Annotated in this window: 12 protein-coding genes; all 12 read right to left on the bottom strand. The window is 31.9% G+C overall.

Going from position 1 to position 13106, the window contains the following annotated elements; all coding sequences use genetic code 11:
* Positions 1-19: 19 nt before the first annotated feature.
* Positions 20-3094 carry a DNA polymerase gene (locus tag RND61_RS15300; RefSeq protein ID WP_315878488.1) on the bottom strand — a complete coding sequence of 1025 codons (3075 nt, stop codon included), beginning with the start codon at positions 3092-3094 and terminating at the stop codon, positions 20-22.
* 51 nt (positions 3095-3145) lie between these two features.
* A complete protein-coding gene (locus tag RND61_RS15295; protein ID WP_315878487.1) occupies positions 3146-3442 on the bottom strand; it encodes an HU family DNA-binding protein in 297 nt (98 codons plus the stop codon).
* Entirely contained in the window at positions 3423-4139 is a 717-nt protein-coding gene (locus tag RND61_RS15290; protein ID WP_315878486.1) for a hypothetical protein, read from the bottom strand. Before RND61_RS15290 ends, RND61_RS15295 begins: the two co-directional genes overlap by 20 nt.
* 76 nt (positions 4140-4215) lie before the next feature.
* Complete coding sequence (locus tag RND61_RS15285) at positions 4216-4890, bottom strand: putative PDDEXK endonuclease (protein ID WP_315878485.1); 675 nt, start codon at positions 4888-4890, stop codon at positions 4216-4218.
* Between the two features lie 48 nt (positions 4891-4938).
* Positions 4939-5451 (bottom strand): hypothetical protein, encoded by a 513-nt coding sequence (locus RND61_RS15280; protein WP_315878484.1) that lies wholly within the window; start codon positions 5449-5451, stop codon positions 4939-4941.
* Positions 5423-5737, bottom strand: a complete 315-nt coding sequence (locus tag RND61_RS15275) for a hypothetical protein (protein ID WP_315878483.1) — start codon at positions 5735-5737, stop codon at positions 5423-5425. Before RND61_RS15275 ends, RND61_RS15280 begins: the two co-directional genes overlap by 29 nt.
* A 12-nt stretch (positions 5738-5749) precedes the next feature.
* Complete coding sequence (locus RND61_RS15270) at positions 5750-6823, bottom strand: CHC2 zinc finger domain-containing protein (protein WP_315878482.1); 1074 nt, start codon at positions 6821-6823, stop codon at positions 5750-5752.
* 8 nt (positions 6824-6831) lie between these two features.
* The gene (locus tag RND61_RS15265; protein ID WP_315878481.1) at positions 6832-7317 is read right to left on the bottom strand and encodes a hypothetical protein; all 486 of its coding nucleotides are present in this window, start codon (positions 7315-7317) and stop codon (positions 6832-6834) included.
* A 7-nt stretch (positions 7318-7324) separates the two neighbouring features.
* Positions 7325-9208, bottom strand: coding sequence for an AAA family ATPase (locus tag RND61_RS15260; protein WP_315878480.1), 1884 nt, complete (start codon positions 9206-9208; stop codon positions 7325-7327).
* A 62-nt stretch (positions 9209-9270) separates the two neighbouring features.
* On the bottom strand, positions 9271-10320 hold the full coding sequence (locus RND61_RS15255; RefSeq protein ID WP_315878479.1) for a metallophosphoesterase family protein: 1050 nt from the start codon (positions 10318-10320) through the stop codon (positions 9271-9273).
* 3 nt (positions 10321-10323) lie between these two features.
* A complete protein-coding gene (locus RND61_RS15250) occupies positions 10324-11853 on the bottom strand; it encodes a DnaB-like helicase C-terminal domain-containing protein (RefSeq protein WP_315878478.1) in 1530 nt (509 codons plus the stop codon).
* Positions 11846-13078, bottom strand: a complete 1233-nt coding sequence (locus RND61_RS15245) for a hypothetical protein (protein ID WP_315878477.1) — start codon at positions 13076-13078, stop codon at positions 11846-11848. The genes RND61_RS15250 and RND61_RS15245 overlap by 8 nt, the downstream gene beginning before the upstream one ends.
* Between the last annotated feature and the right edge of the window lie 28 nt (positions 13079-13106).

Raw genomic sequence — 13106 nt, 5'->3', positions numbered from 1 at the left:
TTATATAAGTATAACACAATTATTTTAATGTGTCAACAGATTTTCCAGAAAGAATATCATTTTTATGAGAAATGACATATGCCTTTTCCTCTTCATAGTCCTCATCTGACATGATATGATGCTTCAACCTATTTTTCAAATCATTTAGTTTTCCATAATAGTTAACGTATGCTTTGGTTGATACAGCATTTTTAAAGTCATCTTCATTAAAATCATATTCATGCTGATAGGTATCTGTTACCCCTATTTCAGTCTCCATCTTAAACTGTATATTTTTACCATTGTGTTCAATCTTAAGGTAATCCATAGGAAGATTTTCCATAACATATTTCATTACTTTAACTACAGTTGGAACTAACTTTTTTTCAGTCGATACACCGATGGAATCATGAACAGTAATAAATATTTTGGCATTTAGACCAAATTTTCTAATTGCTTTATCTAAGTTAATCAGAGCAACTTGAGTGATATAACTAGCTCCACCCTGAATTTGAGAGTTCAGAGACTGTCTTAGAGCTTTACTACGTTCTGAGTACATACTTGAGTTAACCTCTTGCAGCTTTCTTCTGAATCCTGAGCCAGGTATAACAGCATACCCATTCTTCTCAACAAAAGTTTTGGCATCTTCGATTAATTGCTTTATCTTTGGCTTAGATGAGAAGTAGGAATCAAACAATTCTTTAGACTCTTCTAATGTCATTTCAGGGTCATGTTGTTTTGGTGCGAACGACTCAGGTGTTTCTCCATATAAAAGACCATAAGTAACAGCCTTAGCTTTTGTTCTAAGTTCTGGTGTAACATCTTCTTTCTTTACATGATACACCATAGAGGCAGTAGTTGTATGAACATCCTCTCCGTTAATAAAATCTTCAATCATGTTATCATCATGAGCTAAAACAGCAGCTAGATGGACTTCTTGACTTGAAAAATCAGCAAGAACAAGTGTATCATGATTATACTCTTTATAAGGTATCAGAGCTGATTTCACTTGGTAATTATACGTTATATCTTCTGGGTCAGCTACATACCTAGGTAATTGCTGCATATTAGGGTTAGCTGAGGACATACGAGTTGTCTCTGTACCAGTCAAATTATAACTTCCATGAACCTTATCGTTCTCATCTAACTTACTAAGTATACCACTAACAAAGGAACTATTTAGCTTAATATATTTCTTATAGTTGGAAATCATTTTAGCTTCTTTAAAATCTGGATAATTTTTAAGAATATATTCCATTGTTTTGGCACCAGTTGAGTAGTCTTCAACGGTCAGGTCTTCACGCTTTTTTTGCTTTGTCTTTATTGCTGTCTTAGCAGCAGCAGTAATATAATCATCTTCTGCAGGAAGTGTATACCCTGTAAGTGAAAATAATACCATCTTAGTATCTGAAGTAGAGCCTGGATTGAATTCTCTATCTTCTGGTTTTCGGTACTTCGTGTACAACTTGTAGAGTTCTTCATTACGCTCTGATTTTGGCTTAGGCTTTTCATCTAAACCTTTTTCATAAAGAGCTTCTTTATACTCATGGACTTTTTGTATCAAGGGCAACTTTTTTAAATCACTAAGTATTTTTTCTATTTGCTGAGAGTAAAAGACACCTATTTCTTCTAATCGCTTTCGGTCTACTTGAGTTCCTTCAGCTTCTAAATTAGATACAACTTCTTGAATTTCTGGGTAATGCCTTGTATACAAATCTACCCAATCAGGATTTGGGGCGATTAGCGTTGTATACAACTTATGGTTAATTCTATATGCTGCATCAACATCTCCAGAAGCATAAACACATAAGATATCAAGCGGAATCCATTCATAATTAAATGTTGATGAGTCATTAGAGTTTCTAACTGATGTTATTTTACCACCAAACTCTTCGTATAATTCTTCCGCAATCATCAAAGCGTAAGACTTATTCTCGTCAGTCAACCAACTTAAATAGTCATCATCACTTAATTCGTATTCACCATTCTTGTAAGAGAAATATTTACCCACAAAAGTGTTTTTACGAACCTTCTGTAATAAAAACCATTTCTTATATTCATCTAATGGGTGCTCATAACCACCCATATCTGTAAACTGATATGCTAATTCTTTTAGACCGAAGCTAACCTCTTGAGCTTGAGATGTGGTGATAAAATACCCTATTTTTGTATCTAATATATGCCTAGTATATAAGTTTTTATCGATATCAATCTTTGTTAGCTTGATATCAAATCCACCATTATGAGCGACTTTATAATTATCACTAGATAACATCTCCACAATTAAAGCGTATAAGACATTTAACTGTTCTTTAGTCCATGGTGCGCTCCGATGAGCAAGAGGTATAGTATAACCAGTTCTTTCTTTCCATGAAATTGAGATACTTAAGGGCTTAGCCGTTTTTGCTTCTGCACTCAACACATTAGACTCATAATCAAATGCGGGAGCTAATTCTGGAGATACGCCCTTAATAGCAGCAGTCTTAAGAACTTTCTTAGCCATTTCAAAATCAAGGACAGTAACATACTGAACGGGCTTTGCCACAAATGCAGATTCCCCATTAGCAATAAAATCAGCTAACAGTCTAAAGTCAGATAAAACAAGAGGCTCTCTAGATGGCTTGGTCAAATAATAGCTCATACTAAACATTGGCAAGAACCACCTCTTTTTCGTGTCTCCATCAAGCATCATCTTAATTGGAAGACCTCTACTTTTTGAGATAGAGCCTGTTTTAAATAATACACGAACAGCAGTTGTTCCTGTAGGTATAATAATGTCTGGGTCTGTTTCCTTGATATATTCATATAAGGATTCTTCATAAGGCTTAAATTCAGTCTGAGTCACAGGCTTATAAGAGTTATTCTCTGGAAATCGTGGGTTAGACCTAACAATTTTCGGGATAAGTGGATATGCATATTTAAGGTCTAAATCAAATTTTTCTACCCTATTACCATTATTTTGCTGTTCCTGTAATGCTTTACCTAAAAACTGTTTAAAAGTCTTACCTTCTTTTGTGTCAAAGTATATGTCTCTTACACCACCTGAAGCTGTCTTCTGAACATAATGAACTTTTAAAAAATCATTTACTACTAAAATTCTTGTCATATCTACCATCCTTTTATTTATACTATTATCATAACATAATAACATAAAAAAAGCAAAGATTTATTTCTTTGCTTCTAAGTCAGTTAGTCTTTTTAGCTTCTTTACAACAATTTTGTTTGCACTAGATAAAAAATATTTCTTATTAAGACCATCATATCGTTTTCTATTAGTCACTTTTTGATTCGATAACCTTACTAATGAGCCTATTTTAACATCATAACCTTTAGATAATGACTCTTCTAAAACATCCTCTAAAGCATATAAGACATCAAGTATGTCATACTTATTAATGTTATTACCCTTAAGAAGTAACTTTTTTTTGATGTCATCAGCCAGTCTATCTCGGTTTTTTAGCATATCTATCAAATGTTCCTGTTGGCTTTTCTTTATTATCAATTAGTTCTGACTTTTTTTGCAAAAAGTATTCCCTATTATAATCATCTAATACTATGTAAGCATTCATTTTCCATGTAGACATCGACTCGTTTAGTCTAGCAAACATCTCGTATTCTATATAATCTGGTATATTTGAATCAGTAAAATCAAAATATACTCTATCTAGCATATATCTCAGTTTGAACAACTCTTTTAGAATTGAGTATGTATTAAAGTCATCATAATCTTTTATGCTTATAAGTAGTGATGTTCTAGCACCTTTGCTAGTCCATTCAATACTAGACTGTAGACTTGGACTAATTGAATCTGAGTAAGTGAATACTATTTCTGAATTATGTCTATTCTTTATAGCCTCGAACATAACAACTTTTGATAAGGAATTCTTAGGAAAATATCTAGTGTAACTAGCTTTTGAAAAAAGTAACTTAATCAAGCTGAAATCAGCATTACTTTCATCAAGAGAGTATTTCCCATCTGTTCTTTCATCTAGCAGACTTCCTAATTTAGAATCTTCCTGATGATTGCTTTCAATTTTCTTTATCGTTTTTTTAATGTTTGATTTTGTTATTCTGTTTAGATAGAACTCATCTAAACTAATTAAGTTTAGATTAAATGCTCTATCTGTATTCTGTATATTTAATCGTCTTACCCTAGACATATTTTTTCTACTTTATGGAGATTTCCTGTTTTCTCTATGTCATAAGTATAACATATCAACTGCATAATATTTAACACTATAGACCTAATTCTTTTGCTAAATCAGAATCTAAATCAAACTTACTCTTTTTCGTTTCTTTATTGCCTGCTTTATTCTTGTGAATATCAACAGTCTTCTCATTATCATTGTTTAACCAATTAGAGTAGCATTCTAAACCAAGACTTACGAATTCAGGATAGCTATATAAAACCATGATATCATCAAGAGTAGTAACTATAGCCTTGTAACTTCTAACCTCATCGTCTATATCAGATGTGTAAACTAATCTTGTGACAAAATAATTATAAAGATTATCATCTAGTTTTTTAAATAATTCAGTAGAGTATGGTAGCACAAAATAATTTTTACTCCGATTTTTATGAAGTATCAGGGCAGGTATCTTGTGTGTCCTAATAGCATCTCCCATTACTTGATTGATAAATTGAGGTATTTCTCCTCCAGTTGTAAATAAATTTATTAGGCTGAATGACTCATGATTTTTAAGTTCTAATGAATAGGGAAAAATTTCATCACTTGGTGCAATTATATCTCCCGCCACTTCATCATGACCGCCTCCAGCCCAAGTAGAAGACCACGCACCAGACATCGGACTTCTCTTAAACTCTTTTCCAGAATACTTGCTAAACATTTTAGCTATTTTTAGCTCATAGCCTTTTCCTTTTCTATTTGCTCCTGCTCCATTTGATGCCATTATAATTCCTCTCTAAATAAAAAGCCACAAAAAATTGTGACTGACATATTATTTACGTTTATTCCCATGATTCTTTTTAGGACTTAGGGGCTTGACTTTAGAATCACTTACATTTGTTTTTGTTGACTTTTTAGATACTTCATCAACATCTTCATCAGTAATTCCTAGCTTTGCCAATAGTTCTCTATGAAGGGCAAGAGCTTCCACAACTTGTTTTAGTACTGATGATGCAACAGCACTTCGTTCGGAAGAGATAGCATCAGATACTAAAGTTGCTTGTTCCAAAGTTATTCTGTAGTCTTTTTTTGACTTTACTAGTTCAAGTTGTTCATCAGAAGGACTTTTTATCGTTCCTGTAATAACACCAATGATTGTTTTCAAATCATCTAAACTGATATCTTCTTTTGATAGTGCACTAACGCTAGTTACGGCTGAAGATAACGTTGTGTTGTTACTAAGAACCATATTTGTAACCGTTTTTAGCTCTGACTTTATTGCTTCGATATCATTTGTATTTTTTAATTCTTGTGCTTTATTTGACATTTTTTTTAGTTCCGTCATCTTTTTCCTCATTATCAACTACTGTCTTGTCAACATAATTATCAATCACTTCTTGACTAATGACACCCTCTTTTACTAACATCTCTATCATTAAAGATTGCTGCTCAAGGAATACTTGAGTAACATGGGAGTCATTATCAACTAACAATTTAGCGACCAGAGAACTTGCAGTAAATAGGTCTGATAGATTTACTGGCACATCTTCTAAACCTTTTAATATTTCTTCTTGTGCCTTGGCATCTGCCATAAGAAACATAGATAATTTTGTAATATTTTCTTTATTCATAACTTAAGTATATCACACTCCGAACATTGCAAGTAAGCTATTTTTATAACTATATTTTCTAGCTTCACTCACTAACCGTTGTGCTTCCTTTCTACCTATATCATTAGCATCCTTTTCTTTGTAGGGGTTAGATACAATATACACATTATCTGAAAAGTTAGATAGCTCTTTTCCTAACCTTTCTTTTTGTTCATATGCATCATTATCTAGAAATACAACAAATTTTGTATCATTGTTTTCTTCATATACATCTTTTAGCAAGTTTATTTGATGTTCTGTAACTTGTTTACCAAATGTTGCTACCCCAGATATTCCAACTGTTATCGCATTAAAAACACCTTCAGTTATAATTATAGAGCCTGTTTTCTTTGCGTTGTTAAGATTAAATATACTAGTGTCTTTTGAGTATTCATCTTTTCCTGCAGGAGCATTAAAACTCTTTATAAAGGCGTTTTTATCAATGCTTCTTGTATTCCAGTAAATCATCCTACCACTATCATCAAATGTAAAGAAGACGATTGAAGTATGAATCATTACATTTTTACCTTCTTTTGTTGTTACACTACTAAGAGGGGTATATCCAATATTATATCTATAAATTTCATCATCAGTTATACCTCTTTTGTGCAAATAATCTAAGTAAGGGAGCGCCTCTGGATTATTCATATTATGAGGTAAAAGCTTTACATTGTATGGTGGATTTATAGGATTAAGTTCGATAGCACTGTCTGATTCAGCATCAGATTTAGAATCATGACGATGTTTAATTGCTAAAATCATTTTCTCTGAATCAGTAAGCTCTGATGAAAATGAGTTATCAAAATTAGATGAGCTAATATTATCTACGTCATAGCCAAAATCTTTTAGTATTTCTTTCGCTTCATCAAAACCAACACTATTGTACTTCATAATGAATTTAATTGGATTACCGGATTGGTCACAGTGTTTACAATGCCATAAAAATGGCTCATCTGATTGAACATAGAACTTAGCTTTCTCTTCTCCACAAAAAGGACAATTGAATCTATACTCTCCCATTGCCTTCTTTTCATTTTCTAATATTTCTTCTAAGTATTCTATGAACATATTTTATCCTAATATAGTCTTCTGTATGCAGAAAGCAATACGTACATTTCTCCAATTGTATTGTACTGTTCGATATTCTTATCAATTATAGATAAGACCTTTTTTATAGCCAATTCAATGTTATCTCTTCTAAGCTGAGATTTATCGAACAAATCAATTATGTCTAGAGTTAGTAGTTTATTTGCAATCATAAGATTATGACGATAAATATTATTATCGATAATTCCTAATTTATACTGTGATTTTGTAACTACCTTTTCTTGATACATATATTTATCATTAGTGTCCGTTCCCCAATCAGGGAAATAGACTAGCTTTATGGAGTCTTCGTCTGAATCTACTCGCCATTCCCAATCACTAAGTGACGGATACCAGAAGATAGGGTCTAAAAATCCGACAGTTATCTCTGTTATGTTATCATTATAGTAACGATTACCTTTTCCTAGTTCAAGCGTAATACTACTAAGCTTTACATCTCTATTTCTTATTTTCATTAAGCGTTTATTCCAACCTTGATATTCCTTTTTCTTTAATAACTTTTATGGAGTTGGGGAATAGTGGTTTTAAACTCTCATTATGTGTTATAACAAATACACTATCTACTGTATCTAATCTATCTGATAATACTTCAACAACATTGTCTGAACCAACACTATCTAAAGATTCGAACAATTCATCATAGAACAAAACATTTGTCTTAAGGTCTGAACGTTCTGCAATTATATCTTGAAATGATAATGCAATTGCTATGTCAACACGCCTTTTTTCTCCTGCTGATAATGAACTATATGTTGCCTCTTCTCCGAGGTTGGTAACTTTTATATCTAGTTTATCACTTTCATCGCCACTAGCCTTTAAGGTTGTTGTTGTGAAATCAACCACAAGACTACCACTAGATAGCTTTGCTAAATAAGTATTTACCTTATCAGAAATAGTTGGTACAACCAAATCTAACACATTAGATTTAATACCTTTATCCGAAAAGGCTACTAATGCTTTTTCAGTTTTTGATATGTCACTAACTAATTTTTTCTCTTTATCACTTTCAGCACTTATCTTAGACTTTACGTCTTTATCATCAACATTTGCACTATTAATCAGTTCAAGCTGCTCTTTAGCATTAGTAATCTGAGTATTGATATTATCATATTTGTACTTCAAAGACATTTTTTCTGTCTTCAGATTACTCAACTCTTTTGCAGAATCAAGAGAATCTGACATCATATCTTGCTTTTGTTTTCCTAAATCAGATATGTTTGATTTAATTGTAGGTATATTTTTTTCGTTTTCTTCTAGATACTCATTACACTTAGCTATATCAGATTCAGTTTTCTTGTAGTCTGCTATAAGACCATTCAAATCACTGGCTAATCTATTTCTTTCCAATTTACGATGCTCTTCATCTATCGGATTTCCACAAACAAGACAGAACTCGCTCGTCTCTAATTGTTTGAACTGAGAGTTCTTTTCTTTAATATCATTTTGCAATTTTGATAGATTAGTAGCATACTGACTTTTATAATACTGATACTTTTGTAACTCAGAAGATAAATTATTGTACTCTGAAGTTAATGCAGATATTTGTAAGTCAATAGCAGATGTATCAACACCGTTAGACTTTTCAGTTAAGTCGTCAAACTTAGAGCTAGGGTACTTTTCATTAAAGCCTATGATATCTGATTCTGATATTTTTAACGCATCAGACAATGAAGAAATCTTAGACAACATTTGATTCTTCTTTTCATCATTTGACTTTTTCATATCAGATATTTGAGATAACATATTATTAAGAGATAGCTTTTTTTCTTGAACTACTTCTAATTTTTGCTTTAAGTCCTTATTCTTCTCCTTAACGTTATCATGTGCTCTTCTGTAAATACCAATATCAACTAAACTTTCAAGAAATTCTTTTTTCTCTTTATCAGTTAATTCAGAAAACGACCTTGAGTTATGACCATCAAAATATATAGCAAGCATAAACAGATTTTTTGATATATTGATAAGTTCTAGTATTCTTGCATTTGTCTCTTTTACTGTACCTTGAGTTAAATCAGTATCCCCCGACATTAATTTAACGTAATTCTTTTTTCTTCCACGAGAAATCGTGTACTCATTGCCACCTTGATTAAAATCAAGTGTGACAACCATATTCTTACCTTCTTTTCTATTGATAACTTTATCCGCAGAATCCCCATTTGGTAATTCTCCATATATAGCATAAAATACAGCAGATAATAATGATGATTTACCTGCTGCATTAACAGATAATGCAGAACCAGAGCTTCTATTATCCCCATCAACTAAAACTACACCTCTATTTGAGAGTTGTAGTTCTGCATGATTAAATGATAAAAAGTTATCTATAGTTACTTTTTTAAATTCCAATACACTTCACCGCCTTATACTATACATAAAGTATATCATACAAAAGTGTACATGTCAAGTGATTACAATGCTTCTTTTATCTCTTCCTCCAAGTACTTTTCCATCTCTGGCATATTAGCCTTAGCCCAGGCTTTTGTGAATGATAGTGGAGAAAAATCACTATCATCATCCATTTCTAATCTATTATTAGATGAGCTTTTTTTGATTGTTTCTAGTCTAATAGTATCTGGTATTCCAGTAGAAGATTTATCCAAAGATTTTGCTAAGTCTAAATCATCAGAATTACCTCTTATACGAATATAATTATTTATAGTATCATCTTCGGTTAGAGTCATTCCCTTATCTAAATCAATTGTTAAAAACCCTTTTGCATATTCCTGAGGAATAAACTCTAAGTCTTTTAGCTTATGCTCATCTGTAATTGAAAAAGTATAGAATCCCTTAATCAATCCACTATCAGAAAATGACATTGGAACAGTATTACCAACGTACATTGTTTTTGGCGTTAACTGTTGCTGCCTATGGTAATGACCTAGTAGTCCGATTTCATACTTCTTATCAACTAACTCTAGTATATCAGACTTTGAGAAATCTCCTTCAAGTTCTGTGGAACCAACACCTAGGGAGCCTGAGACACCCATATGACCCATAAATATGTCTCCACTATACTTTGCCATCTCTGACTTTATATAGTCTATTTCTTGACCATAGCAGGCTCCAACAATAACATTACCCTTTTCAGTTTTAGTCTTGCCAACACCTTCTATCACAGTTACATTATTCAAATACTTAAAGGGGTCTAAAGAGCTAGGAGAATCAATCATATTAGTAATATTATCATGATTACCTTTTATCATAATTATTGGCTGCTTACTATTTGCTATCAACTCATACACGTGGTTAAATACCAATGTATCAACCCTTACTCGTGTATGAAATAAATCACCCGCAAATAAGATAGTTGCATTTTCTTTTTCAGCAACATCTATTACTTGTTGCAATACAGCTATTTGTTCTGAAAATCTAGAATTCCCATAAACAGGGTCTGAGTGTGAAAATTCAGAAAAAGTATTTGCGTGAAAATCACTAAAAACTACAAACTTTTCTAGCATAAATTATCTACTCCCTTCTCTTCCTAAACCATCAATAACATTGTTATTAACAAATTCTGACAACGAGTCGTCATCTCTATTATTATTCTTTCCACCACTACGTCTATCGCTATTACCTTTTTCTAATATCTCTCTATGGATAGCAGATTCTTCCAAACTTTCTTCATGAATCAAACTTGTAAAATTATCAACCTTCATATGAGTCATTTCACCAGAATTTTTTGTGTTACGAGATTTATCTACATACAATCTTGCAAATCCCTTCTCATACTCATCAGAATTTGTATTCATTACAGCTAGGAACTCAAGAGCGTTCTTCTTCTTGAAAGAGCCTTCGATATTATCACCTGTTTTGATATCCGCAGACCCTGCAGAACGATTAAGCTGACTAGCTACCCACATAACAGCATCATATTTTTGAGCCATGGAACGTAGGTGCTCATACAGTCTTCCTCCAATAGCACTTTCACTATCAAGATGTTCTCTTTTTGCTAAGTCATTAATGTTTAACATATCTGGATAATCAACAATAATAACATCTATCTTTTTGCCATCAGATACTATTAGGTCTTGTAATATCTGGTCTAATCCCTCTACAGATAATTCCTGTGGTGAGTATTTTGTAAAGTAAAGGCTTCCTAGCTTAGTTGATATCGCTTTTGATAAGTTATTCTTCAGGGTTGATATTCTACCTGACAAAGAATAATTTAAAGCTGTTTCCATGCTAGATAACTTTTGTATCTTTGGTGTTATCAGTTCTGGAAACTCTTTTTGCATATATCCTAGATAGGTTTTATAAAATCTATGATACATACGACCTGACAATTCTTCAAGTGCTATATAAAACACATTGAATCCTTTTAGTGTGTATGCAGAGGCTAAGTTAGACATAACCATTGTTTTACCTTTACCAGATGAAGCTGCAATTGCACCCATTTCACCCTTAGCTAAACCTCCACCTGTTGCAGAGTTTAATGGTTTAATTGGTATTGGAATAATACCCTTATCGACCTCATCAATGGCTTTAGCTTGTTTATTTAATGTATCTGGGTCATTGACATCAATAATTTCATGACGACCTGTATCAAAGGCAGACCTCATGATAGCAGGAATCCTTTTATCAAAAAAATCATCCATTGATTTATCAGAAAATTCACTTCCAGCAACACTCTTCATCGAAGATATTAACCGAATGTTACGAATATATTTCACGATTTTTTCTGAGTATACATTTTCATCTGCTGGATTAGCTTTAAATATATCATCAACAGCTAGTTCAAAGTTAGAACGTTCATTTTCTGGAATTTTCTTTCTATCAAGTTTAGCTGAGAGATATAACTCTAAGGAGTCTCGACTCATATTATTATTCTGCTCATGATAATAATCCTTTATGGCAGAAAATATAGTACCATAAGTATCATTATCAGCAAATAAATCTTCTCTAATATCAATAACATTTTTAGCAAAATCTAAATCGTATATAGCTTTGAATAGTATTCTCTTTTGAATTGACTTTGATTCAGTATCAATCATCTGTGTAAAAAACCTTTCTAATTAAGGGGATATTTATAAAATCAATGCTATCATATGTAATAGCCTTATATGTTTCTTTATCTAAATCGTTTATAAATAGTTCGTAATCTTCTAACGTTATATTCTCTATGCCAAAGATAGACCTTATTTCTCGCATTTCAGGTAAAATTTTAAAGAATTTCTCTTCTTTAAATCTACTTGAGTCTGATTCTTTTATTCCTGAGAAATCACGAACAAAGTACTCATTTTCTTCCAAAAGATTGGAAAATAGGTCAGAACTATAGTACATAAACTTTAAATAATCATCTTTTACTACACTTATAACAAAAGATAAGAATACTTTAGACCTCTCACTGCTACAATAGTCTAGTAGGTTAGCGTACATATTGATAAACTCAGTTTTAGCAAATGGATTATTTGCCAAAAAACTCTCTTTACTACCTGAAACCTTATTAGTCCAATACAGAGACAGTAAATCTTCATTGCTAATATAATCGTGAATAATAGCGTTTATAAGTGAAGATATAGGTGAACGTAATGTTGTATAGATGTGTTTATATCCAATCATATGCTCCATAGACTGTCTTTTATATGATGAAAATTCATTATAATATCTTTCAAGACCTCTATATCCAAGTTTGTTATAAACGTATTTCTTATTATTGGTATAGTAGCTTTGATAGTTTGATATGTAATATGTAATATCTTCCAAACTATTTTCATTCAACATTCTTGAGAATAGACGTTTAAAGACAATATACTTCTGACTTTTAACAAAATCAAAATCTAAAACTTTAGTTTTTGTCTTGCTTTGATTTCCTAGTAGAACATCATTTGATTCATAGAGCCTGACCAAAGAAAATATTATCTTGTCTTCTATACTAGGCGAAAATGAAGATGAATCATTTAAAGATAGTATAAGCGAAGATTTTACACGATTTAATTCTGACAGATTCTTATCTCGCTCATTATCTAGATAGGACTGATACAGCTTAGATAGTTTTTTTCTATACAGTTTCTTGTAATTACTATCATCCTTGAAGACTATTAATGCTTTATCGTTATAATCCTCTACCTTTGCAAACTTCTTTAATGAATCAAGTTCTTCATTATCCGATATGCTAGTATATGAAACCACATGCAAAATAGCACCATCAACTTTAATTTTGTTTGATGCTGCTTTAATGTTAGATATTAAATTGTTTAGTTTATCAAATGCTATCATAGTAACTAAACTATAACACATTTTAACA

The sequence above is a fragment of the Streptomyces tamarix genome, assembly GCF_032423885.1.
GTDB lineage: Bacteria > Actinomycetota > Actinomycetes > Streptomycetales > Streptomycetaceae > Streptomyces > Streptomyces tamarix.
Note: the sequence above shows the minus strand (reverse complement) of the source record. Positions and strands in the feature narration are given on the sequence as shown.